Annotated in this window: 19 protein-coding genes and 1 pseudogene; 7 read left to right on the top strand and 13 right to left on the bottom strand. The window is 64.7% G+C overall.

The features are described from left to right. Nucleotides 1-4: 4 nt before the first annotated feature. Genes ispG through QY049_RS30380 form a run of 3 tightly spaced genes read right to left on the bottom strand, consistent with a single transcriptional unit; the run spans nt 5 to nt 2,784 of the window. Entirely contained in the window at nt 5-1,288 is a 1,284-nt protein-coding gene (gene ispG, locus QY049_RS30370; protein WP_258764296.1) for a flavodoxin-dependent (E)-4-hydroxy-3-methylbut-2-enyl-diphosphate synthase, read from the bottom strand. Nucleotides 1,289-1,300: 12 nt separating this feature from the next. Beyond that, entirely contained in the window at nt 1,301-2,254 is a 954-nt protein-coding gene (locus tag QY049_RS30375) for a DMT family transporter (RefSeq protein WP_194478537.1), read from the bottom strand. 35 nt (nt 2,255-2,289) lie between these two features. Continuing rightward, entirely contained in the window at nt 2,290-2,784 is a 495-nt protein-coding gene (locus QY049_RS30380) for a Fur family transcriptional regulator (RefSeq protein WP_194478538.1), read from the bottom strand. A 156-nt stretch (nt 2,785-2,940) separates the two neighbouring features. Here QY049_RS30380 and QY049_RS30385 point away from each other — a divergent pair, with 156 nt between their 5' ends. Genes QY049_RS30385 through QY049_RS30395 form a run of 3 tightly spaced genes read left to right on the top strand, consistent with a single transcriptional unit; the run spans nt 2,941 to nt 6,140 of the window. Further along, a complete protein-coding gene (locus QY049_RS30385; RefSeq protein ID WP_194478539.1) occupies nt 2,941-3,423 on the top strand; it encodes a MarR family winged helix-turn-helix transcriptional regulator in 483 nt (160 codons plus the stop codon). Next, nucleotides 3,416-4,579, top strand: coding sequence for an HlyD family secretion protein (locus tag QY049_RS30390; RefSeq protein WP_258764297.1), 1,164 nt, complete (start codon nt 3,416-3,418; stop codon nt 4,577-4,579). Before QY049_RS30385 ends, QY049_RS30390 begins: the two co-directional genes overlap by 8 nt. A gap of 4 nt (nt 4,580-4,583) precedes the next feature. Continuing rightward, nucleotides 4,584-6,140 carry an MDR family MFS transporter gene (locus tag QY049_RS30395; protein ID WP_258764298.1) on the top strand — a complete coding sequence of 519 codons (1,557 nt, stop codon included), beginning with the start codon at nt 4,584-4,586 and terminating at the stop codon, nt 6,138-6,140. 106 nt (nt 6,141-6,246) lie between these two features. On the opposite strand, the gene QY049_RS30400 is transcribed toward QY049_RS30395, so the two are convergent. The 6 genes from QY049_RS30400 to pcaF form a co-directional block, all read right to left on the bottom strand. Continuing rightward, complete coding sequence (locus QY049_RS30400; RefSeq protein ID WP_194482899.1) at nt 6,247-7,335, bottom strand: phosphotransferase; 1,089 nt, start codon at nt 7,333-7,335, stop codon at nt 6,247-6,249. A gap of 54 nt (nt 7,336-7,389) precedes the next feature. Next, nucleotides 7,390-9,387 (bottom strand): methyl-accepting chemotaxis protein, encoded by a 1,998-nt coding sequence (locus QY049_RS30405; protein ID WP_194478542.1) that lies wholly within the window; start codon nt 9,385-9,387, stop codon nt 7,390-7,392. Between the two features lie 208 nt (nt 9,388-9,595). Further along, nucleotides 9,596-10,198: a protocatechuate 3,4-dioxygenase subunit alpha gene (gene pcaG, locus QY049_RS30410; protein ID WP_258764299.1), complete on the bottom strand. Its 603-nt coding sequence runs from the start codon at nt 10,196-10,198 to the stop codon at nt 9,596-9,598. Between the two features lies 1 nt (nt 10,199). After that, entirely contained in the window at nt 10,200-10,901 is a 702-nt protein-coding gene (gene pcaH / locus QY049_RS30415; RefSeq protein WP_194478544.1) for a protocatechuate 3,4-dioxygenase subunit beta, read from the bottom strand. A 111-nt stretch (nt 10,902-11,012) separates the two neighbouring features. Continuing rightward, complete coding sequence (locus QY049_RS30420) at nt 11,013-11,906, bottom strand: dioxygenase (RefSeq protein WP_258764300.1); 894 nt, start codon at nt 11,904-11,906, stop codon at nt 11,013-11,015. A 65-nt stretch (nt 11,907-11,971) separates the two neighbouring features. Then, on the bottom strand, nt 11,972-13,180 hold the full coding sequence (pcaF, locus tag QY049_RS30425) for a 3-oxoadipyl-CoA thiolase (protein ID WP_258764301.1): 1,209 nt from the start codon (nt 13,178-13,180) through the stop codon (nt 11,972-11,974). Nucleotides 13,181-13,396: 216 nt separating this feature from the next. Between pcaF and mutS the strand changes: the two genes are divergently transcribed. Next, the gene (gene mutS, locus QY049_RS30430; RefSeq protein WP_194478547.1) at nt 13,397-16,135 is read left to right on the top strand and encodes a DNA mismatch repair protein MutS; all 2,739 of its coding nucleotides are present in this window, start codon (nt 13,397-13,399) and stop codon (nt 16,133-16,135) included. 15 nt (nt 16,136-16,150) lie between these two features. Here mutS and QY049_RS30435 read toward each other — a convergent pair whose 3' ends face one another. The 3 genes and pseudogenes from QY049_RS30435 to QY049_RS30445 form a co-directional block, all read right to left on the bottom strand. Further along, nucleotides 16,151-16,948: a hypothetical protein gene (locus tag QY049_RS30435; protein WP_258764302.1), complete on the bottom strand. Its 798-nt coding sequence runs from the start codon at nt 16,946-16,948 to the stop codon at nt 16,151-16,153. 40 nt (nt 16,949-16,988) lie between these two features. Beyond that, nucleotides 16,989-17,498: an OsmC family protein gene (locus tag QY049_RS30440; protein WP_258764303.1), complete on the bottom strand. Its 510-nt coding sequence runs from the start codon at nt 17,496-17,498 to the stop codon at nt 16,989-16,991. A gap of 54 nt (nt 17,499-17,552) precedes the next feature. Beyond that, a pseudogene (locus QY049_RS30445) lies at nt 17,553-17,732 on the bottom strand (ABC transporter ATP-binding protein); the annotation flags it as partial. A 375-nt stretch (nt 17,733-18,107) separates the two neighbouring features. Between QY049_RS30445 and QY049_RS30450 the strand changes: the two are divergent. Continuing rightward, on the top strand, nt 18,108-20,897 hold the full coding sequence (locus QY049_RS30450) for a [protein-PII] uridylyltransferase (RefSeq protein ID WP_194478549.1): 2,790 nt from the start codon (nt 18,108-18,110) through the stop codon (nt 20,895-20,897). A gap of 10 nt (nt 20,898-20,907) precedes the next feature. Here QY049_RS30450 and QY049_RS30455 read toward each other — a convergent pair whose 3' ends face one another. Then, on the bottom strand, nt 20,908-21,438 hold the full coding sequence (locus QY049_RS30455; RefSeq protein WP_194478550.1) for a methylated-DNA--[protein]-cysteine S-methyltransferase: 531 nt from the start codon (nt 21,436-21,438) through the stop codon (nt 20,908-20,910). 38 nt (nt 21,439-21,476) lie between these two features. Between QY049_RS30455 and QY049_RS30460 the strand changes: the two genes are divergently transcribed. Together QY049_RS30460 and QY049_RS30465 are read left to right on the top strand one after the other, a co-directional pair. Next, entirely contained in the window at nt 21,477-21,893 is a 417-nt protein-coding gene (locus QY049_RS30460) for a DUF1304 domain-containing protein (protein WP_258764304.1), read from the top strand. A gap of 134 nt (nt 21,894-22,027) precedes the next feature. Then, the gene (locus QY049_RS30465; RefSeq protein WP_301270375.1) at nt 22,028-23,254 is read left to right on the top strand and encodes an ABC transporter substrate-binding protein; all 1,227 of its coding nucleotides are present in this window, start codon (nt 22,028-22,030) and stop codon (nt 23,252-23,254) included. Nucleotides 23,255-23,480: the final 226 nt, after the last annotated feature.

Raw genomic sequence — 23,480 nt, forward strand, 5'->3', positions numbered from 1 at the left:
ACGGCTACTCCGCCGCTGATACGGGCGCCTTGGCGCCCTGGCCGTAGCGCTGGTCGATGTAGTCGATCACCAGCGCCTTGAAGTCGGCGGAGATGGTCGGGCCGCGCAGCGTGCGGAACTTCTTGCCGTCGACGAAAACGGGCGCGGCGGGCGCTTCGCCGGTGCCGGGCAGCGAGATGCCGATATTGGCGTGCTTGGATTCGCCGGGGCCGTTGACGATGCAGCCCATCACCGCGACGTTGAGCTCCTCGACGCCGGGATATTTGCTCTTCCAGTTCGGCATCTCGTCGCGGATGAAATCCTGGATCGAGCGGGCGAGCTCCTGGAACGTGGTCGAGGTGGTGCGGCCGCAGCCGGGGCACGCGGCGACCAGCGGCACGAAGGTGCGGAAACCCATGGTCTGCAGCAGCTCCTGGCCGACCTGCACCTCACGGGTGCGGTCGCCGCCGGGCTCCGGCGTCAGCGAGATGCGGATGGTGTCGCCGATGCCCTGCTGCAGGAGGATGCCGAGCGCGGCGGACGACGCAACGATGCCCTTCGAGCCCATGCCGGCCTCGGTGAGGCCGAGATGGATGGCGTAGTCGGAACGGGAGGCGAGATCCTGATAGACCGCGATGAGGTCCTGCACCGCCGAGACTTTTGCGGAGAGGATGATGCGGTCCTTGGGCATGCCGAGCTCTTCGGCGCGCGCGGCCGAGAGCAGCGCGGACTGCACCATCGCCTCGCGCGTCACCGCGCGCACGTCGCGCGGATTGGCGGAGGCGGCGTTCTCGTCCATCAGCTTGGTCAGCAGTTCCTGGTCGAGCGAGCCCCAGTTCGCACCGATGCGGACCGGCTTGCCGTTCTTGTTCGCGATCTCGATGATGTCGGCGAACTGGGTGTCGCGCTTGTCCTTGAAGCCGACATTGCCCGGGTTGATGCGGTACTTGGCGAGCGCCTCGGCGCAGGCCGGATAGGCCGCGAGCAGCTTGTGGCCGATATAGTGGAAGTCGCCGATCAGCGGCGTGGTGATGCCGCGCTTGGCGAGGCCGTCGCGGATGTGCGGAACGGCGGCAGCAGCCTCTTCGCGGTCCACGGTGATGCGGACCATTTCGGAGCCGGCGCGCGCGAGCGCTGCGACCTGGGCGATGGTGCCGTCGATGTCGGCGGTGTCGGTGTTGGTCATCGACTGCACGACGATCGGCGCGCCGCCGCCGACGGCGACGTTGCCGACCTTGACCTGGGTGGTGTGATGGCGCGGCGCGGGCCCCGCGATGTCGGAATCGATGGTGCTTTCGGGCTTGTTCATGGGGTCCAAATATCAGGTTTTGGTGACGTTCAGCAATGCATCAGCCGGCGCCGCAGCCGTTTGGCTCGGACGGTTAACCAGGAAAAGCCCAGCAATTACAAGGACGGCTGCCGCCCCAAAGGCCAGGCTCAGGGTGTCGTGCATGATGAAATAGCTACCCACCACGCCAAACAAAGGGGTGATGAAGGTAAAAGCCGACAATTTGCTGGCCGAATAGGCCTTCACCAGCGCGAACCAAAGCGTGAACGTGGTTCCGACCACCCAGATCGCCTGGAAGGCCAGAAGCGCGAACGACAGCGGCGAGGGGGTGTGGGTGATGGACTCGCCCGACAGCAGGGCGGCCGCGCCCAGGATCGGGATCGAGGTCGCGACCTGGTAGCCGAGCGCCTTCTCCGGCGCGGCAAAGCGCAAGCGCGTGCCCTTGGCAACGAGCGTGGTCGCGGCCCACAGCGATGCACCAAGCACGATCAGGAGATCGCCGAGCAGAACGTGCGAATCGACATTGGCCTGCGGCACGCCGATCGCGAGCGCGACACCGGCAAAGCTCACGGCGAGCCCCAGCCATTGCGTGGTGCCAAGCCGCTCGCCGAGCACCTGATAGGAACCGAGCGCGACGAAGAAGGGCGCGGTGTAGAGGAACACCACCGCGCGGGAGGCCGAGGTCAGTCGCAGGCCCTGGAAGATCAGCACGAACTCGATGCCGAACATCAGCCCCGCAACCAGGCCGGGCTTCCACGTGTTGTCGTTCTCGAAGAATTTGACCCCGCGAAACGTGCCGATGAGAAACAGCACCGGCAGCGCACCCATCGAACGGATCATCGCCTGCAGCATCGGCGGCACGTCGGGCAGCACCAACTTCACCGCGATCTGGTTGAAACCCCAGGTCAGGCACAGCATGAGCATCAGGGCGATGGCGCCGGCACTGAGGGGACGACCGGCAGACGGGATGGGTTGAGGTGAGGACATTTCTTCCTGAGACCCGGCTTTGCGCCGTTGTTGCTTTAAGACGTTTTCTGACAATGGGTGCAGACGCCCGTGATCTCCACCACGGACAGTTTTGGCGCGAAGCCCGACGCACGCGCCGCGGCGTTGAGCTCCCTGGCAAAAGACCCTGACGGGATCTCGCCGACGAGACCGCAGCGCTCGCAGATCAGGAACGCGACCGCCGAGGTCGCGTCGTGATCGTGGGCGGCGCAGGCGAGATAAGCGTTGCGGCTCTCGATGCGGTGCACGAGGCCGTTCGCCATCAAGAAATCGAGAGCCCGGTAGACCGTGATCGGTGCCGGCCGCGGCATCGATTTGGCGAGTTCGTCGATCACCTCATAGGCGCCGAGCGGCCGATGGCTGGAAAGCAGTGCGCCCAGCACCTGGCGGCGGATCGGCGTGAATTTCTGCGCCCGCTGCTCGCAGACCGCTTCCGCATGCGCCAGCGCGTCCGCGGTGCAGCGTCCGTGATCATGGTCGGGCGTCGGAAATGCCGGCTTTGCGAGGGTCATTCGGCCCGCCTTCTAGCATTTCGGCAGGGGAACCCAAAGCACGACCGGCACGGCGGCGATCAGCCATGCTTTTGCTGCGGGACAGCATCGCATTAACCCGCCATGAAATAATCATAAGCTTGCTTATTATATTCAAGCTTATTGGAGTCCAAGCTCATGACCCGCGGGTCTGTCGACCAGAACTTCCTGTTCACGCTCGGCGAGCTCTACCGCCTGTTGCGCGTCTATGCCGACAAGGAGGCCTCGCGCTTCGGCATCACCCGCGCGCAATGGGCCGTGCTGGCCAAGGTCGAGCGCAGCGAGGGCATGAAACAGTCGGAACTCGCCGAGCTGCTGGAGATGCAGCCGATCACGCTGACGCGCCTGATCGACAAGCTCTGCGACAGCGACTGGATCGAGCGTCGCAGCGACGCCACGGACCGCCGCGTCAAGCGCCTCTATCTGAAGAAGGCCGGCCGCGCGCTGCTCGGCAAGATGAGCGGCCTGAAGTCCGAGCTGACCGCGAACGCGCTCGACGGCATCAACCCGGCGGACGCCCACCGTCTGCTTACCCAACTCGAAACCATCAAAGAAAACGTGCGTAGCGCGATCCAGACCTCCGGCGCGGAACAAGCACGCAAGGAGCAGCGCTATGGCTGAACAAGTCCTCAAATTCCAGCCCGAGCAGAAGATCGACAGCGGCAAGCCGACCAGGAAGGCCGGCACCGATCCGCGCCGCCGCTTCGTTGCCGGCCTGCGCCGCTATCGCCGCTTCCTGCTGATGGTGGTGCTGCCGATCGTGGCCGTCATCGCCGGCCTGACCTTCTATCTCAATGGCGGCCGCTATGTCGGCACCGACGATGCCTATGTCGGCGCGCAGAAGGTGCTGGTGACGCCGGATATCTCCGGCAAGATCGACAAGGTCGTGGTCAAGGAAGGCCAGAACGTACAGCTGGGCGACGTGCTGTTCGAGATCGACCCCGTGCCGTTCCGCCTCGCCGTGGACGAGGCCAGGGCGCAGCTGATGCAGGCGCAGACGACCTATGACAACCTTCGCGCCAACATCAAGATCTACGGCGACATGCTCGATCTCGCCCAGAAGGGCGTCGACCTGAAGCAGCGCGACGTCGAGCGCAAGCAAGCGCTGGTGAAAAACAGCTTCGGCTCGCAGCTCGACCTCGACAACGCGTCGAATGCACTGGTAACCGCGGGCGCGCAAACCCAATTCATCAGGCAGCAACTCTCGAACGCCAAGACACAATTGCTCGGCGACCCCTCCTTGCCGCTGGAGAAGTTCCCGCCCTACGCGCAGGCGAAGGCTAAACTCGACGATGCCGAGCGCAATCTCGACCACACCGTGCTGCGCGCGCCGATGGCCGGCGTCGCCACCCAGGTCGACCAGATCCAGCTCGGCCGCTTCGTTGCCGCCGGCACGCCGGTGTTCTCCATCATCGACATCGCCCATCCCTGGGTCGACGCCAATCCGAAGGAGAGCGACCTCACCCACGTCACCGAGGGACAGCCCGTGACCCTCGAGGTCGATGCCTTCCCGGACCATGTGTTCAAGGGCAAGATCGGCTCGCTCTCGCCCGGCACCGGCGCGCAATTCGCGATCCTGCCGCCGCAGAACGCCACCGGCAACTTCGTCAAGGTGGTGCAGCGCGTACCTGTCAGGATCTATTTCGACGAGAGCGACAAATACGTGAAGAAGCTGAAGGCCGGCATGAGCGTCTATGCCACCATCGACACCGGCCACAAGCGCTCGCTCGCCGGTCTGCTCGGCCTGTCGGCGACGGCAAATCAGGACAAGGACTAGGATTATGTCCGGTCCCAATGCCAGCCTGATGGTCCCCGGCCTGCGCCGGAACATGGTGACGATCTGCGCCATGACGGCGACCATCATGCAGGCCCTGGATACGACCATCGCCAACGTCGCGCTGCCCTACATGCAGGGCACGCTGTCGGCCTCGCAGGACCAGATCAACTGGGTGCTGACCTCCTACATCGTCGCCGCCGCGATCATGACGGCGCCGGTGGGATGGATCGCCAACCGCTACGGCCGCAAGCGCATCTTCATCATCTGCTCGGCCGGCTTCACGCTGGCCTCCGTGCTGTGCGGTCTCGCGCAGGACATCAACCAGATGGTGCTGTTCCGCCTGCTGCAAGGCGTGTTCGGCGCGGCACTGGTGCCGCTGTCGCAGGCGGTGATGCTCGACTATTACACGCTCCAGGAACGCGCGACCGCGATGTCGATCTGGGGCATGGGCGTCATGATGGGCCCGATCATGGGGCCGTCGCTCGGCGCCTGGCTCACCGAGACCTATTCCTGGCACTGGGTGTTCTTCGTCAACCTGCCGTTCGGCGTCATCACCGTGCTCGGGCTCGCCGTCTTCATGGACGAGACCGACAAGAATCTCAGCCTGAAGTTCGACTGGTTCGGCTTCGGCGCGCTGGCGATTGCGATCGGCGCATTGCAGCTCGCGCTCGATCGCGGCGAGCAGCTCGACTGGTTCGAGTCGATCGAGATCGTCACCGAGTTCGTCATCTCCGGGATCGCGTTCTATTACTTCTTCGCGCATTCCTTCACGACCTCGCGCCCCTTCATCCAGTTCGCGCTGTTCCGGGACCGCAACTTCCTCACCGGCTGCATCTTCATGACGGTGATGGGCCTCGTGCTGTACTCGACCATGGCACTGGCCTCGCCCTACCTTCAGAACGTCATCGGCTATCCCATCATGACCGCCGGCGGCCTGCTCGCGAGCCGCGGCTTCGGCACCTTCTTCGCCATGATGATGGTCGGCCGCATCATGAAGTACATCGAGGCGCGCACGCTGATCATCTGCGGCCTGACGCTGACGGCGGCCTCGCTGTTCCAGATGACCGGCTGGACCGACCAGACCCAGGTGCCGGAGATCGTCATCGTCAGCGTGATCCAGGGTTTTGGATTCGGCCTCGTCTTCGTGCCGCTCTCGACGGTGTCGTTCCTGACCCTGCCGAACCATCTGCGCACCGACGGCACCTCGATGCTGACGCTGCTCCGCAACGTGGCGAGCTCGGTCGGCATCTCCATCGTGATCGCCCAGCTGACGCAGGGCACGCGCAAGACCTATGCAATCCTCTCGGAGCACATCAACCCGTTCAACCACGCGCTCCAGATGCCCGACGTCCGCGGCCTGATCAACCTGTCCACCGATGCCGGCCGCGCCATGGCCGACCGCATGGTCAGCGTGCAGGCGCAGATCATCGCGTTCGCACACGACTACCAGGTCATCATGTTCTTCATCCTCTGCACCATCCCGCTGGCGCTGATGATCGGCTCGACCAAGGCCGCGCTGCGCAAGCAGGCGGCAGGTCCGGAACATGCGGTGATGGAGTAGGCAGTCTCAGCTGTGCGGCCATCTCCGCTCGTCGTCCCGGATCTGCGCCGGGACGACGCTGAACGAGTTGAGCCGCCGTCGCGCCTCACCGGCTACCAGGCGACCGCTACAACAGCTCCTCGCACCCGAGATCCTCGACCGCCATCATCACCCGCTCCAGATTATTCCACCAGATCAGCGGCGGGATGTTGATGCTCCATTGCCAGACCGGCTTGGTGATGTGCCAGAGCACCGATCGGCGATAATCCTGGTCGAGCGCCCCGCGCGAGTAGCCGCGAACGCCGTTCGCGATCAACGTCTCATGATAGTGATTGAGCAGCGCACGCTCGAGCACCTGCCGGCGCTCGGGATACCATTGCATGGCCATCATGTAGGCGAGATCACCGGTCGCCACGTTGATGCGCCACTGGTCGAAATCGAACATGCGCACGGTGTCGGCGACGCCGGCACGCGGCAGCATGAAGTTCCAGATGTGGGCGTCGCCATGGGCAATGGTGAGATGCCGACGGGAATGATAGCGCTCGAATAAGCGAGCCGACTGGTCGATCAGGCGGCGATAGAGAATGCGCCGTTCCTCGCTGAGGCGATCGCCGAGCAGATCGGCGAAGCGATCGTAATGGCCGGCGAAGATCTCCATATGCTGCGCGCTCTCGTCGGCGCTCACCCAGGTGCCGACGGTATCTCCAAGGCCGGGGTGATCCCACCAGGCGGCATGCCAGCGCGCGAGCGTCGTGACGATCGCGATCGCCTGATCGCGCGACGGCGGCAGCGGCCATTGCGTCGCGACCTCGTGACTGTCGGTGAGGTCTTCGAGCAGGAGGTGCCAGTCCGTGCTCTCCTCGTCGAAGCGCCCGTCGAAACAGCGGGGCACCAGCCCCGGTGGCATGTTCGGTGCCAGCTTCGTATAGAAGGTCACTTCATGCCGACCGCCATGCACGAGCGTCTTGGCAAAATTTGCATGAGGCGTTTTGAGGAACAAGGTCTGCGGAGAACCGGCGGACTCCCCGACATAGCGCAGTCCGAGCCTGATGATGTGCGACACCAGAGTATCGCGCTCATGCAGCACCTTCACTTCGCGCACGGCGCCCGCGTCCAGTGCGCCGGCCTTGCGCAGCGCAGCCGTGAGGAAATTAGGTTCGGCGACCGCCGGAAGTTGCGGATTCGTCATGACCACGATGCCCCCGTGTCGAGCAATACTGCACGATCACAATCGCGGACACCAGCGGCAGATGCACGGAAGTGAAGGCGCTCAGGCCGCCGCCGCTTCCTCTCCAAAATTCCGGGCGATGTAACGGGCGAGCTCCTTCTTTTGCGCATCGCCAAGGGCAAAGGCGACGTGCGCGGCTTCGCCGTCATGGGTCCGGACCGTGAAGGGGAGCGGCAATGCAAATCCCCTGATGCGCAGCACCCCGGTCTCACCAACATCGAGCTGGGACGCGCAGCGGATCCAGGCTCCGCCTTCCGAAAGATCAACCAGCGTGGTCGCGTGCGCAGCCTGCCGGTTGTCGGTGACCGTCACTTCCAGATCGGTCGGATAGCGCTTGCTGAGGCGTCGATCGACCTCCGTCGCCGAACTGCGCACCGTGCGGACGAGCAACGACTGCAACGACGACAGGTTTGAAGATACGCCGGAAATCGCATCTCGCATCTCGGCCGCACGCGCGTTGACGGAATCGGCATCCTGGCTGACGCGGGCGATCTTGGTGGACACCTGCTTGGCCGCGGTTGCCGACTCCTGGATCGACCGCGCGATCTCGCGCGTCGCCGCGTCCTGCTCCTCCATCGCCGCCGCAACCGAGGTCGCAACGCCGTCGATCTCGGTGATCTGGCCTCCCATCTCCTCGACCGCCTGCACTGCGGCCTGTGTCGATGCCTGAATCTCCGCGATCAGCCGCGCAATCTCTTCGGTCGATTTTGCGGTCTGGTTGGACAAGGATTTGACTTCGGCCGCCACCACCGCAAAACCGCGGCCGGCCTCGCCTGCACGCGCAGCCTCGATCGTGGCGTTCAAGGCAAGCAAGTTGGTCTGGCCGGCAATTCCACCGATCAAATCGGAGACTTCAGCGATTTTCTTCACGGAGCCCGATAGCGCCTGGATGGTGGCGTGAGCCTGCTCGCGACCTACGACGGCCGATGCCGTGACCTGGCTTGCGCGCGCCAATTGTCCCGAAATCTCGCGAATCGATGCAGTCAATTGCTCCGCCGCAGCGGAGACGGTATCCGCGCTGGCGAGCGCCTGCTCGGAAGCCGCGGCGACGCCTTGCGATTCTATCGACAGATCCCGCGCAATATCCGAGAGATTGGTGGCTGCGCGCTCCACACCCTGGGTCGCGTCGGTCGCCGTCTCGACCGAAGCGCCGGTTTCGCGCTCCACGGTGGCGGCCATGTTCAGCAGCGCTTCGCGCTTCGTCAGGTTGGCCTGCTCCTCGTTACGAATCTGCTCCTCGCGCAGCCGCGCATTGTCCAGCGCACCCTGCTTGAATACCGCCAGCGCGCTCGCCATCGAGCCCACCTCGTCGCGGCGTTCGGCGTAAGGCACTTCCGCGGAGAGGTCGCCGGTCGCGAGCTTCTGCATCGCGCCGGTCATTCGAACGATCGGGCGCACGACCCCGAATGCGACGAAGGCGATACCGCCGATGATCAGCGCAAGCACGACGGCAGACACGCCCCACACGACATAGGAGATGGAGGCGTCGCGCTCGGCGGCGAGCTTTTCCATGTCGGCGTTCTTCTTGTTGGCCCCCTCGACGATGCCGTCGATGATGCCGCGATGGGCCGTATAGGTCTCCTTCAGCTGCGCGTAAGCACGCTCGGCCGACGTGCCGTCCTTGCCGTTGAGAGCCGGCATGAGCTGATCGAGCACCAACTTCCAGAATTTCTGAACCTCGACATCTGATTTGGAAACCAGCGCCGTCTTCAGATCCGCTCCCAGGCTGGACGCGCTCCAGAATGCTTTGCGATCTTCATAGTCCTTCCGGAGTTGAACGAGGCGCTCACCGTGAGCAGCAAGTTGATCCGGCTCCCGCATTGCCAGAGTCGCGACCAGATAGGCTTCGAGCACGTAAGCCGGGGGCGGCAGGATGTCGGCGACGAGATCGTTGCCGAGCTTGATGTCGGAATAGAGCGGACCTCCGACCTTCAGCTCGCGCAACGCATAGACGCTGGTGGCCAGCACCGCCGAGAAACCGAGCACGAGGAGAAGACCAAACGCAACGATGGCGGAGGAAATCGACAAACGCATTTTCATGGAGGATGCCCGCAAGATGTACGGTCCCCATGAATAGTCCTATCAAGTCAACGGACACTGAATGGGACTATCGAAATTCCGCAGCAGGAGCCTCCGTAGGATACCGGAGGAGGAAAGATAATTCGCATCTCTCGCATTGCATCATTTCAAGAAGCGATGCCCGGGAGCAGGCCCGGGCATCGCAACGAAAGAAGCAATCGCGGTTGGCTCACACGTCGAAGAACACCGTCTCGTTGTCGCCTTGCAGGCGCAGGTCGAGCTTGTAGACGCCCTTGCCGGCCTCGCGTACCGCGATCAGCGTAGCGCGGCGGTCGGCGGGCACCAGGCCCAGCACGGGATCGGCAGCGTTGCCGGCCTCGTCGCTGAAATAGATGCGGGTATAGAGATGCCGCAGCATGCCGCGCGCGAACATCGCCAGGACGATGTACGGCGCCTGCGGCTTGCCGTCAGGGTCGGGCACCGCGCCCGGCTTGATGGTGTCGAAGGAATAATTGCCGTCCTTGTCGGTGCCGCAGCGGGCGAAGCCGCGGAAGCTGGCGTTCGGCAGCGCGCGCTTGTCCTGCGGATCGGCGTAGCGACCCTGCGCATCCGCCTGCCAGATCTCCAGCATGGCGTCGGGCACGACGGCGCCGTCGCCGTCGAGCACGCGGCCCTCGATGCGGACGCGATCGCCGGAAACATCCGGGGTCAGCGTCGAGTTGGTGAACGCGTCGTTCCAGGAATATTCTCCGGTCGGCGTCAGGCCGTATTTGAAGAACGGGCCGACCGTCTGCGACGGCGTGATCCCGTCGGGCTTCACAGAATCCTGCACGTTACTTGGTCTCCATGGGGGTGGCGTTCTTGCCGCGCAGCACGATGTCGAAGCGATAGCACAGCGCCCATTCGGGCTTGGTGTTCTCCAGGTCGAACGACGAGACCATGCGCATCCGCGCCTTTTCGTCCGGCACCGAGTTGAAGATCGGATCGAACGGAAACAGCGGATCGCCCGGAAAATACATCTGCGTCACCAGGCGCGTGACGAAGGAATGGCCGAACACCGAGAGGTGGATGTGCGCCGGCCGCCAGGCATTGTGGTGATTGCCCCAGGGGTAAGCGCCGGGCTTGATGGTGACGAAGCGATAGTAGCCGGAGGCATCGCTCTGGGTGCGGCCCGCGCCTGTGAAATTCGGATCGAGCGGCGCCGGATGCTGGTCGCGGACATGGACGTAGCGGCCGCAGGCGTTGGCCTGCCAGATCTCGACCAGCGAGTTGGGCACGCCGCGGCCGTCCTCGTCGCGGACATGGCCGTGCACGATGATGCGCTCGCCGAGCGGCTCGCCCTTGTGCTGGGTGGTGAGGTCATTGTCGCCGTCGCGCACGGTCTCGTGGCCGTAGACCGGACCGGTCAGTTCCGACAGCGTATGGCGCATCGGGATCAAGGGCTTGTTCGGCGCGCGCTTGATCGAGCTCTTGTAGTCGGGCGACAGCGGCAGCGGATGCGCCTTGTTGCTGTCGACGGGATAGATGAATGTCATTGGCGAACTCCTCCCCGGCCATCTTGGTCCGGCCGGATAACCTTTGCGCCAATCATTATAGAATATAACTAATTTAGGGAAGCGAGTTTAGCACCCTTCCTGCACCGGGCACTACTTGATCGGCGCACGCGGCAGCACGGCCTCGCCGGCTTCGAGCCGGTAGATGTGGTCGAGCGAATACCAGGGCGTTGCGACATCGGACGCAGTCGGATGAGGCGTCTCGTGGCGCACGAACTTGCCGATCAGCGCTTGCGTCACGCCGAACTGCACGTCGCTGTCGATGTGAGGGTCGTTGGGATCGTAGACCTGCGAGATCAGCACCTTGAATCCGGGCTTGAAGATCAGGGCGTGCAGGTGCGCGGGACGATAGGGGTGCCGGCTCTGCGCCTCCAGCAGGCGACCGACCACGCCGTCGGTTGGAATGGGATAGCCGACCATCATCACCGAGCGGAAGGCAAAACGGCCGTCGGCATCCGTCGTGAACTTGCCGCGCAGGTTCATGTCGGCCTGCTCGGGGTCCTGGTTCTCGTAGAGCCCGACCGGCGAGGCGTGCCAGACATCGACCTCGGCAGCCGCGACGGGACGGCCGTCCTTGTCGACGACGCGGGCGTTCACGAACAGCGGCGCACCCGGCGTCTCGGAGCGGACGATCGATCCGCCATTCTCCACGCGCGGCGAGTTCAACCGCCAGAACGGCCCGAGCAGCGACTGATCGGTTTCGGTGTTTCCCTGGTCGCCGTTGTTGAGCAGGCACACCAGCGGCGAGACGCCGAGCGAGCCCGCCATCAGCACGACTTCGTTGTGCGTGTCGCTCGTCAGTTTGCCGAGTTCGGCAATGATCGCCGTGGCGTCGCGGAATTCCTTCTCGGTCAGCCTGACATCCCGGACGAAGCCGTGCAGGTGCTTGACCAGCGAGACCATGATCTGCCGCAGCCGCGGATCGGACGTCCGCTCCATCACCGCAAGTGCGGCGGCCGTGACGTCCTGCTCGCGCGCGATGATCATGCTTGTCTCCCAACCGCCGGACTCTTCGCCTCTCCCCGCCTGCGGGGAGAGGGAGAGGAGAAAGCTCAGTTCAGCTTCTCGATCGCGACGGCCACACCCTGGCCGACACCGACGCACATGGTGGCGAGCGCCAGCTTGCCGCCGCGCTTTTCCATGCCGTGCACGGCGGTGAGCGCCAGGCGCGCGCCGCTCATGCCGAGGGGATGCCCGAGCGCGATGGCGCCGCCATGCGGATTGACGAAATCGGCATCGTCGGCGACGCCGAGCTGGCGCATGCAGGCGATGCCCTGCGAGGCGAAGGCCTCGTTGAGCTCGATCAGGTCGAAATCGGTGATCTTCTTGCCGAGCCGCTCCATCAGCTTGCGGGTCGCGGGCACAGGTCCGATGCCCATGATGCGCGGCGGCACGCCGGCCGAAGCGAGGCCGAGGATGCGCGCGCGGGGCGTCAGACCATGCTTCTTCACCGCGGCTTCCGACGCCAGGATCATCGCCGCCGCGCCGTCATTGACGCCCGACGCGTTGCCGGCCGTGACCGTGCCGGGATTGCGCACGATCGGCTTCAGCTTGGCGAGGCCTTCGAGCGTGGTCTCGGGACGCGGATGCTCGTCCTTGTCAACAGTGATGGGGCCGGCCTTGCCGCCGGGAATGGTGATCGGCGTGATCTCTTCGGCAAAGTAGCCGGCAGCGATCGCCTTGCCGGCACGCTGCTGCGAGCGGATCGCGAAGGCGTCCTGGTCGGCGCGCGAGACCTGGAATTCCTCGGCGACGTTCTCGCCGGTCTCGGGCATTGCGTCGACGCCGTACTGCGCCTTGAGCAGCGGATTGATGAAGCGCCAGCCGATCGTGGTGTCGAAGATTTCGGCCGAGCGCGAGAACGCTTCCTGCGCCTTGCCCATCACGAAGGGCGCGCGGGTCATGGACTCGACGCCGCCCGCGATCGCGAGCTCGATCTCGCCGGAGCGGATGGCGCGCCCCGCAGCACCGACCGCATCGAGGCCCGAAGCGCAAAGCCGGTTCAGGGTCTGACCGGGAACCGAATCCGGGAGGCCCGCCAGCAGCAGCGCCATGCGCGCGACGTTGCGGTTGTCCTCGCCGGCCTGGTTGGCACAGCCGAAGAAGACTTCGTCCACCTGCGCCCAATCGAGATTCGGGTGCTTGGCCATCAGCGCCTTGATCGGGGCTGCGGCGAGGTCGTCGGCACGCACCTTGGCGAGCGAGCCGCCGAAACGGCCGATCGGGGTCCGCACGGCATCGCAGATAAAGACGTCACGCATCATCGTTCTCCCTGAATGTCGCGATCCGGCGAAAATTCTTCAATGTCGGCGGAGTTTTAGGAGGGCGCCCGCGGCAGGTCAATTGACGGTTTCTTGCATGTTCCGAGGGGCGCGCACGCCGCCAGCGCATGCCGCGGTGCGGACAACGTGGAAAACCTCTCCTGCCAGCCCAAAGCGATAGGAGCGAAGGGGGAAATTTTGTAGGTTGCGCCGCCCATGACGATGCAACAGCCCATTCCCGTACCGCCACCCGACGAAGCGCCCGCGCCGCAGGCGGAAGCCGCCGCGCGCGTCACGCCGATGATGGAACAGTACCTGGAGATCAAGGCGGCGCATCAGGGCCTGCTGCTGTTCTACCGGATGGGCGATTTCTACGAGCTGTTCTTCGAGGACGCCGAGATCGCCTCCAGGACGCTCGGCATCGTCCTGACCAAGCGCGGCAAGCACCAGGGCAACGACATCCCGATGTGCGGCGTGCCGGTCGAGCGCTCCGAGGATTATCTGCATCGCCTGATCTCCGCCGGCCACCGGGTCGCGGTGTGCGAGCAGACCGAGGATCCTGCCGCCGCAAAGGCGCGCGGCAACAAGAGCGTGGTGCGCCGCGGCGTGGTGCGGCTGGTCACGCCGGGCACGCTGACCGAGGACACGCTGCTCGATGCGCGTGCCAACAACTATCTGCTGGCGATCGCGCGAGCGCGCTCGTCCGCCGGCGGCGACCGCTTCGGCCTCGCCTGGATCGACATCTCGACCGCTGAATTCACCGTGACCGAAGTCTCCGGCGGCGAGCTTGCCGCGACGCTGGCACGCATCAACCCGAACGAGGCCATCGTCACCGACGCGCTCTTTGGCGACAACGAGCTCGGACAGACCTTGCGCGAGCTGCCGGCGGTGACGCCGGTGACACGTGACGTCTTCGACGGCGCCACCGCGGAAAAGCGGCTGTGCGACTATTTCGCCGTCGCGACCATGGATGGCCTCGCACAGCTCACGCGGCTCGAAGCCGCCGCCGCGGCCGCGGCCGTCACCTATGTCGACCGCACCCAGGTCGGCAAGCACCCGCCGCTGTCGCCGCCCGCGCGTGAAGCCTCCGGCGCGACCATGGCGATCGATCCCGCCACCCGCGCCAATCTCGAGCTGACGCGCACGCTCGCGGGCGAACGCCGCGGCTCGCTGCTCGATGCGATCGACTGCACGGTGACCTCTGCCGGCTCGCGCCTGCTGGCGCAGCGGCTCGCTGCGCCGCTGACGGATGCCCCGGCGATCGCGCGGCGGCTCGATGCCGTCAGCGCCTTCGTCACGGATTCGGCGACACGGGAGGACATCCGCAGCATCCTGCGCGGTGCACCCGACATGTCGCGCGCGCTCGCCCGTCTCTCGGTCGGCCGCGGCGGCCCGCGCGACCTTGCCGGCCTGCGCGACGGCATCATTGCCGCCGACCAGGTGCTGGCGCGATTGTCCGAACTCGACCAGCCGCCGCTGGAAATCGCCGCGGTGATGGCGGCGCTCGAGCGTCCCTCGCGCGAGCTCGCTGCGGAATTTGCAAGCGCGCTCGACGAGCAGCTGCCGCTGATCAAGCGCGACGGCGGCTTCGTCCGTGCCGGCTACGAGCCGGCCCTCGACGAAGCGCGAAACCTGCGCGACGCCTCGCGCCTCGTCGTGGCCTCGATGCAGGCGCGCTACGCCGACGACACCGGCGTGAAAGGCCTCAAGATCCGCCACAACAACGTGCTCGGCTATTTCGTCGAGGTCACCGCGCAGCATGGCGACAAGCTGATGTCGGCGCCGTTGAACGCGACCTTCATCCATCGCCAGACGCTGGCGGGCCAGGTGCGCTTCACGACGTCCGAGCTCGGCGAGATCGAAGCCAAGATCGCCAATGCCGGCGACCGTGCGCTCGGCCTCGAGCTCGAGATCTTCGAACGGCTCTGCGCCAAGGCGCTCGCGATCAGCGACGACCTGCGCGCCGCGGCGCAAGGCTTTGCGCTGCTCGACGTCGCGACGTCGCTGGCCAAGCTTGCCGTCGACGAGAACTACGTACGGCCCGAGGTCGACGGCTCGCTCGGCTTCGCCATCGAGGCCGGCCGCCATCCGGTGGTCGAGCAGGCGCTGAAGCGCAACGGCGAGCCGTTTATCGCCAATGCCTGCGATCTCTCGCCGAGCCCAGCGCAAAAGTCCGGTCAGCTCTGGCTGCTCACCGGTCCGAACATGGCCGGCAAGTCGACCTTCCTGCGCCAGAACGCATTGATCGCGCTGCTCGCACAGATCGGCAGCTTCGTGCCGGCCACGCGCGCGCGGATCGGCATCATCGACCGCCTGTTCTCGCGCGTCGGCGCCGCCGACGATCTCGCCCGCGGCCGCTCCACCTTCATGGTGGAGATGGTCGAGACGGCTGCGATCCTCAACCAGGCCGGCGAGCGCGCTCTGGTCATCCTGGACGAGATCGGCCGCGGCACCGCGACCTTCGATGGCCTCTCCATTGCTTGGGCCGCGATCGAGCATCTGCACGAGAGCAACCGTTGCCGCACGCTGTTCGCCACGCACTATCACGAGCTGACCGCGCTTTCGGCGAAACTGCCGCGCATGTTCAACGCCACGGTGCGCGTGAAGGAATGGCAGGGCAATGTCGTGTTCCTGCACGAGGTGCTCCCCGGATCGGCCGATCGCTCCTACGGCATCCAGGTCGCCAAGCTCGCAGGACTTCCGCCAGCAGTAATCACGCGCGCGAAATCTGTACTGGCAAAACTCGAAGCGCAGGACCGCGGCCAGACCGCCCGCGCGCTCGCCGACGACCTCCCGCTATTCGCCGTCCCCTCACGCGCCGCCGCGGAAGCCGCGCCGCCGACCGAGGCCGAACTGCTGATGGACGCGGTCAAGGCGCTGCACCCGGACGAAATGTCGCCGCGCGAAGCGCTGGACGCGCTCTATGCGTTGAAGGCCAAGCTGCCGAAACAGTGACGGCCCTTCCGGAGGTTAGTGCGCCAGCCGCTTCCGGCGGCCGTTCCACCACAGCGTCAAGTTCCAGACGATGCAGGTGGCGAGGCCCATGCCGAGGCCGGCAGCCGAGCCGAAGCTCGACGCGCCGACATGGAGCACCGCAATCGCCATGCCGAAGCCGAGCAGGCCCCAGGCCGAGTTGGCGAGCACGGCCGCAGTCGGCGGACCGCCGATGCGCGGGTGCAGGATCACCATCATGCTGGTGAATACGATCGGATACAGTGCGATGACGCCGGAGACGCGCGGGCCGACCCAGCCCGAGGTCGAGACCACGATTGCAACGAGCGTTGCGACCAGCGAGGCGCGGAACGGAATGTCGTACCAGCGGCGCGTCACCAGTGGCATCTTCACATGGCGGTACTTTGCGAGCAGCGGAATGCAGATGCCGAAGGCCACCAGATTGGCCGCGAGCCCGGCCGTCAGGGTCCACTCGAACAGACGGATGATGGACGCCAGGACAATCCACACTCCCACAGCGCTTCCAACGCTCACGGCAAAGCTGTGCCGCTGCGCCAGCACGACGTAAGTCAGCCCGAGGAAGATCGTCGCGGCGTTGACGGGAAGGCTCGACAGCGCGCCCTGCGCAATGAAAGCAGCGTCATGGTCGATCGCGAGGAAGACATAGGAGGGCCCCGCCGAAATCGGCAGCGTCGCCACCAGCGCTCCGATCACCGGACCGGAGCGCTCGGTGATGATCGACGCCGACACCACGAAGGCGGCCGCAACCGCCATGCGCAGCAGAAGGAAGAGGATGTAAGACAGTTCGGCCGGCATCTTTTTCTTCTTGCCCTCCCCTCGAGGGGGAAGGAGGCAGCTACATCCGCTGCATCGACACCGAAACCTTCGGGCCGTTCTTGATGGTCTGATAGACCACGCAGTAGCGCTCGGTGAGCTTGAGCAGGAGATCGAGCTTGTCCTGCGGCGCTGGCGTGTCGACCTCGAAGCGCAGGCGGATCTCGGCGAAGCCGACCGGGGTTTCCTTGTCGACGCCGAGGGTGCCGCGGAAATCGAGGTCGCCTTCGGCATAGACGTTGCCGGTCCTCAGCGGCACCTCGATCGCGGTCGCGACCGATTTCAGCGTGACGCCGGCGCAGGCGACAAGCGCTTCCAGCAGCATGTCGCCGGAACAGAGTTCGAGGCCGGAGCCGCCGGTGGCGGGATGCAGGCCGGCCATCGCGATGGCGCGGCCGGTCTCGACCTTGCAGGCGATGCCTTCGCTATCGGTCGAGCCCTTGGCCTTCAGCGTGATCATCGCGGTCTTGGGATCGGTCTTGTAGCGTTCCTTGATCGGGGCCTGCATCTGGCGCAGCTCTGCGGCATCCATCTCGTTCTCTCCCGGGAAAATTGCTCTCCGATGTACCGGCTCGGGGCGAAATTGTCACCACCACACGGCCTGACCGGGACCCTGGGTTGCGTCACGGTCGGGCATGTTGCGATCGAGCGAACGGTCGAGTGACGTCAGCACGCTTCGTTTGAAGTTCTCGAACAACGGCGAATTGCGGTCGCGCGGCCGCATCACCGTTACGCGGTCGGCCAGCGCCATAGCCTCGTCGATGTCACCGGCTGCTCGCGGTGCACGAGGAGACCCGCAAACATTCGCTGGCGAACTACGACGACCTCGAGGAAGATCTTCATCGCGTCGCAAGGCTGCCCGACGCTGTCGTCGTCAAGCAGCTCAGGAGCCGAGTTCGCCCGCAGCCGCATCGGTGCGGGTCCAGGTCGGCCCAGACGTCTGGATCGCCGCAGGTCGCGCGGCAAGCAAGAAATTTCATGTTTTCAATGGGTTACATCCTGAGTTCATCGAGAAAATCAAACCCTTGAAAGCGTGTGGCCTGAGAACAATTTTGCTTCGGCGGGCCTTTTCCAGCATGGAACGACACTTGCCAGAGAATGGCTGATGACAGCGCCTGTCAGCTCTTATATCCGGTGAGACATGGACACCGTTGCGACCGAGCACAAGCCAGAGCTGGATGATCGCTTCGACACGGCGCGGATCACAGCCGCGGTCGATGCCCTTGCCGAAAAGCATCAGGGACGCGAGGACACGTTCCGCACCGCCGTGGCGCAACTGCTCAAGGCGGAGCTGATCGCCGCACGCGCCGCAGCGCAAGCGATCCTGCTGAAGGACCGCCACGGCCGCCGCTGCGCCGAGCGTCTCTGCCACGTGCAGGATGAGATCATCCGCATCCTCTATTCGGCCGCGACGCGCCATCTCTACCGCTCGCCGATCCCGAGCGGGGCGGAGCGCATGGCGGTGGTGGCGACCGGCGGCTACGGCCGCGGCCTGATGGCCCCCGAGTCCGACATCGATCTGCTGTTCATCCTTCCTTACAAGCAAACCGCCTGGGGCGAGCAGGTCGCAGAGGCCATCCTCTATTGTCTGTGGGATATGGGGTTGAAGGTCGGCCACGCCACGCGCTCGGTCGATGAGTCGATCCGGCAGGCGCGGGGCGACATGACCATCCGTACCGCGATCCTGGAGACGCGCTTCCTCACCGGCGACCAGCCGCTCTATAACGAGCTGGTCGAGCGCTTCGACAAGGAAGTGGTGCAGGGTACGGCGTCCGAATTCGTCACCGCCAAGCTCGCCGAACGCGAGGAGCGGCATCGCCGCGGCGGCCAGTCGCGCTATCTGGTGGAGCCCAACGTCAAGGACGGCAAGGGCGCGCTGCGCGACCTGCACACGCTGTTCTGGATCGCCAAATACGTCTATCGCGTCCGCGACACCGACGAACTGGTCGAGCGCGGCGTGTTCGACGCGCAGGAATATCGCAGCTTCCGCCGCTGCGCCGACTTCCTCTGGTCGGTGCGCTGCAATCTGCATTTCTACTGCAACCGTGCCGAGGAGCGCCTTTCCTTCGATCTCCAGCGCGAGATCGCGATCAGGCTCGGCTACACCTCGCATCCCGGCATGCAGGACGTCGAGCGCTTCATGAAGCACTACTTCCTGGTCGCCAAGGAAGTCGGCAACCTCACCGCCATCCTCTGCGCCAAGCTCGAGGACCAGCAGGCCAAGCCCGCGCCGGTGCTGAGCCGGATGATGGCGCGGCTGCGCCCGACCCAGGCGAAGCGGCGCGTCCCTGACAGTGACGACTTCATCGTCGACAACAACCGCATCAATGTCGCCGCGCCCGACGTGTTCAAGCACGATCCGGTCAATCTGATCCGCATCTTCCGCCTGGCTCAGAAGAACAACCTCGCCTTCCATCCGGATGCGATGCGCGACGTGACGCGCTCGCTCGGCCTGATCAACGCGCAGATGCGCGAGAATCCCGAGGCCAACCGTCTCTTCATGGAGATCCTGACCTCCGACAACGCCGAGATCGTGCTGCGGCGAATGAACGAGACCGGCGTGCTCGGCCATTTCATCCGCGCCTTCGGCAAGATCGTCTCGATGATGCAGTTCAACATGTATCATCACTATACGGTCGACGAGCACCTGATCCGCTGCGTCGGATTCCTCCAGGACATCGAGCGCGGCGGCATCGAGGAATTCGCCCTCGCCAGCGACCTGATGCGCAAGATCCGGCCGGAGCATCGCCCGGTCATCTACATCACGACGCTGCTGCACGACATCGCCAAGGGACGGCCGGAAGATCATTCGATCGCCGGCGCCAAGGTCGCACGCCGGCTCTGCCCGCGGCTCGGCTTCAGCGCGGCCGACACCGAGCTGGTGGCCTGGCTCATCGAGGAACATTTGACGATGTCCACGGTCGCGCAGTCGCGCGACCTCTCCGACCGCAAGACCATCGAGAATTTCGCTGCCGTGGTGCAGTCGGTCGAGCAGATGAAGCTCTTGACCATCCTGACCACCGCCGACATCCGCGGCGTCGGTCCGGGCGTGTGGAACGGCTGGAAGGCGCAGCTTTTGCGCTCGCTGTATTACGAGACCGAACCGGTGCTGACCGGCGGCTTCTCGGAGGTCGACCGCGGCAAGCGCCTCACGGCCGCCTATGCCGAATTCCGGCACGCCTTCGCCGAGTGGCCGACGGACGAACTCGATGCCTATGTCGGCCGGCACTATCCGGCCTACTGGCTCAAGGTGGAACTGCCGCGGAAAATTCGCCATGCACGGTTCGTGCGCTCGAGCGAACAGGCCGGCCACAAGCTGGCGATCAATGTCGGCTTCGACGAGGTGCGCGGCGTCACCGAGCTCACCATCTTCGCCGCCGACCATCCCTGGCTGCTGTCGATCATCGCAGGCGCCTGCGCCTCGGCCGGCGCGAACATCGTCGACGCGCAGATCTACACCACGACCGACGGCCGCGCGCTGGATACGATCTCGATCTCCCGGGAGTACGACCGCGACGAGGACGAGGGACGGCGCGCCACGAGAATCGGCGAGATGATCGAGGACGTGCTGGAAGGCAAGCTGCGCCTGCCCGAAGTGGTGGCGCGACGCACCGTGCGCAGCAAGGCGAAGCCGTTCGTGATCGAGCCTGAGGTGACCATCAACAACCAATGGTCCGACCGCTACACCGTGATCGAGGTTTCGGGCCTCGACCGCCCCGGCCTGCTCTACGAGCTGACCACCGCGATCTCGAAGCTCAACCTCAACATCGCCTCGGCCCATGTCGCAACTTTCGGCGAGCGCGCGCGCGACGTGTTCTACGTGACCGACCTGCTCGGCGCGCAGATCAACGCACCGACCCGCCAGGCCGCGATCAAGAGCGCGCTGACTCATGTGATGGCCGGCGACAAGGCGGTTCAGCCGGCGGCGTGAGGAGCGAGGCCTAAACCGCCACGCCCTCGTGCCGCAGCAGCCAGCGCTTGCGCTCGAGGCCGCCGCCATATTTCACCAGCGAACCGTCTGCACCGATCAGGCGATGGCACGGCAGCACAACGCTGATCGGATTGGAGCCGTTGGCGTGGCCGACGGCACGAATGGCTTTCGGCATCTCGATCTTCGCGGCCAGCGTGCCGTAGCTCATCGTGGTGCCCGCCGGAATCTTCGCGAGCGCCGTCCAGACCTTCTGCTGGAACGGCGTGCCGGCGACGCGCCAGGCGATTCGTGCGAGTTGACCGAGATCGCCTTCGAAATATGCCGAGAGCGCGGCCTTCATCGCGGTTGGCGCGGGCTGATCGATCAGGTTCACCGCGCCATGATGCAGGCGCAGCAGATCGCGCATGCGGTGCTCGTAATCGTCCCAATCGAGCGCGCGCAGCGCGCCATCTGCGTCCGTGACGAGCAGCGCCGTACCAATCGGTGTCGCCAGCCGATCGAGGCCGAAGCGTTCAGGCGTCATCGTTGATCGAGCGAGCATTACGGCACCATCACGTCGGAACACGGTTCGCACTTGCCATGCCTGATATGCTAACGTCCACCCGAAAGCTGACGCTTTCGGGGGAGCTCAACTTGATTCTCATTGCCAATGTCCTGGTGGCGCTGGTCGCCGCGCTGCACGCCTATTTCCTGATCCTGGAGATGTTCCTTTGGGACAAGCCACAGGGCTTGAAGGTTTTCCGCAACACGCCCGAGAAGGCCGAGATGACGAAAGTGCTCGCCGCCAATCAGGGGCTCTATAACGGCTTCCTCGTCGCCGGCCTGATCTGGGGTCTGGTCCACGGCAACCCGGCCTTCGCGTTCCAGATCAAGATCTTCTTCCTGCTCTGCGTGATCGTGGCCGGCGCCTATGGCGCGGCGACCGTCAGCACGCGCATCCTGATGGTGCAGGCGCTACCGGCGGCGATCGCACTGTTTGCCTTGTTTCTCGCCTGAGGGACACCAGCGCAGGGTCGCAATCCTTGCGCGACGCCCGGCCTTCCTCCACAATCTTCGGCAGCGATGGCAACCGTTATAATCGACGGGAAAAGACCATCGGCCGGAAAATTCCGTAGGGAGGAACAACCAACATGAGCAATCGCAGAGCCTTCATAGCTGCCACGGCAGCGCTTGCCGTCGCGTTCTCCACGAGCCAAGCCCTCGCCCAGAAAAAATACGATACCGGAGCGAGCGACACTGAAATCAAGATCGGCCAGACCGTGCCGTTCTCAGGCCCTTATTCCGTCTACGCCAATATTGGCAAGACGCAGGCCGCCTACATGAAGATGATCAACGATCAGGGCGGCATCAACGGCCGCAAGATCAACCTGATCCAGTATGACGACGCCTATTCGCCGCCGAAGACCGTCGAGCAGGTCCGCAAGCTCGTGGAAGGCGACGAAGTCCTCCTCACCTTCCAGATCATTGGCACGGCGGCAAATGCCGCCGTGCAGAAATATCTCAACTCCAAAAAGATCCCGCAGCTGTTTGCCGCCACGGGCGCGTCCAGATTCAGCGAACCCAAAGAGTTCCCGTGGACGATGGGGTACAATCCCAACTACTTCACTGAGGGGCGGATCTACGGCCAGTACATTCTGAAGGAGCATCCGAACGCCAAGATCGGCGTCCTCTATCAGAATGACGATCTGGGCAAGGATTACGTGAACGGGCTGAAGGCCGGCCTTGGCGACAAGGCGGCGAAGATGATCGTCACCGAAGCCTCATACGAGGTCTCCGACCCCACGATCGATTCCCAAGTGCTCAAGATCAAAGATGCCGGCGCCGACCTGTTCTACAGCGCCTCGACGCCGAAAGCTGCGGCACAAGCCATTCGCAAGATCCACGAACTCGACTGGCACCCCGTGCACATCCTGGACATCAATGCGAGCCCGGTCAGCGCCACGCTGAAGCCGGCAGGTCTCGAAGCGTCCAAGGGAGTGATCAGCGTCAACTACGGCAAGGATCCGGCCGACCCGACCTGGAAGGACGATCCGGGCCTGAAGAAGTACCTCGACTTCATGGCTAAATATTTCCCTGAAGGCGACAAGATGAACACCGTCAATACATATGGCTATTCGACGGCCCAGCTCCTGGTCCACGTGCTGAAGCAATGTGGCGACGATCTCACGCGCGAGAACGTGATGAAGCAGGCCGCAAGCCTGAAGGACGTCGTGCTCGATCTCGGCCTGCCCGGCATGAAGATCAACACGTCGCCGACCGACTACCGCGTCAACAAGCAGCTTCAGATGATGAAGTTCAACGGCGAGCGCTGGGAACTGTTCGGTCCGATCATGCAGGACGCAGGGCCTGCAGGTTAGCTCGATCCGGGTACCGCGCTTCTGCCCCCGACAGGCGCGCGTAGCGCATGCTCCGCACCGATGGTGCGGAGCATCATTTTTTGAATGTTATCCCGGGCCGTCAACCATGTCCTGAAGTCTCGCCGCCGGCTCGGCCAAAGTCGCTTCCTGCCCACCATGTCATCTTGCGTCGCACCACGACCTCCGCCACACTTCCGCCCAGCGATGGCGTCCGCTTGCTGCCACG

It is taken from the genome of Bradyrhizobium sp. WYCCWR 13022, assembly GCF_030435535.1.
Classification (GTDB): domain Bacteria; phylum Pseudomonadota; class Alphaproteobacteria; order Rhizobiales; family Xanthobacteraceae; genus Bradyrhizobium.

Coding starts and splice junctions, on each gene's coding strand:
- QY049_RS30385 (WP_194478539.1), top strand. CDS start 2,941: ATGACCCGCGGGTCTGTCGACCAGAACTTCCTGTTCACGCTCGGCGAG.
- QY049_RS30450 (WP_194478549.1), top strand. CDS start 18,108: ATGGACACCGTTGCGACCGAGCACAAGCCAGAGCTGGATGATCGCTTC.
- mutS (WP_194478547.1), top strand. CDS start 13,397: ATGACGATGCAACAGCCCATTCCCGTACCGCCACCCGACGAAGCGCCC.
- pcaF (WP_258764301.1), bottom strand. CDS start 13,180: ATGCGTGACGTCTTTATCTGCGATGCCGTGCGGACCCCGATCGGCCGT.
- QY049_RS30435 (WP_258764302.1), bottom strand. CDS start 16,948: ATGCCGGCCGAACTGTCTTACATCCTCTTCCTTCTGCTGCGCATGGCG.
- QY049_RS30395 (WP_258764298.1), top strand. CDS start 4,584: ATGTCCGGTCCCAATGCCAGCCTGATGGTCCCCGGCCTGCGCCGGAAC.
- QY049_RS30460 (WP_258764304.1), top strand. CDS start 21,477: ATGCCTGATATGCTAACGTCCACCCGAAAGCTGACGCTTTCGGGGGAG.
- pcaH (WP_194478544.1), bottom strand. CDS start 10,901: ATGACATTCATCTATCCCGTCGACAGCAACAAGGCGCATCCGCTGCCG.
- QY049_RS30405 (WP_194478542.1), bottom strand. CDS start 9,387: ATGAAAATGCGTTTGTCGATTTCCTCCGCCATCGTTGCGTTTGGTCTT.
- QY049_RS30390 (WP_258764297.1), top strand. CDS start 3,416: ATGGCTGAACAAGTCCTCAAATTCCAGCCCGAGCAGAAGATCGACAGC.
- QY049_RS30375 (WP_194478537.1), bottom strand. CDS start 2,254: ATGTCCTCACCTCAACCCATCCCGTCTGCCGGTCGTCCCCTCAGTGCC.
- QY049_RS30455 (WP_194478550.1), bottom strand. CDS start 21,438: ATGCTCGCTCGATCAACGATGACGCCTGAACGCTTCGGCCTCGATCGG.
- QY049_RS30465 (WP_301270375.1), top strand. CDS start 22,028: ATGAGCAATCGCAGAGCCTTCATAGCTGCCACGGCAGCGCTTGCCGTC.
- ispG (WP_258764296.1), bottom strand. CDS start 1,288: ATGAACAAGCCCGAAAGCACCATCGATTCCGACATCGCGGGGCCCGCG.
- QY049_RS30420 (WP_258764300.1), bottom strand. CDS start 11,906: ATGATCATCGCGCGCGAGCAGGACGTCACGGCCGCCGCACTTGCGGTG.
- QY049_RS30380 (WP_194478538.1), bottom strand. CDS start 2,784: ATGACCCTCGCAAAGCCGGCATTTCCGACGCCCGACCATGATCACGGA.
- QY049_RS30440 (WP_258764303.1), bottom strand. CDS start 17,498: ATGGATGCCGCAGAGCTGCGCCAGATGCAGGCCCCGATCAAGGAACGC.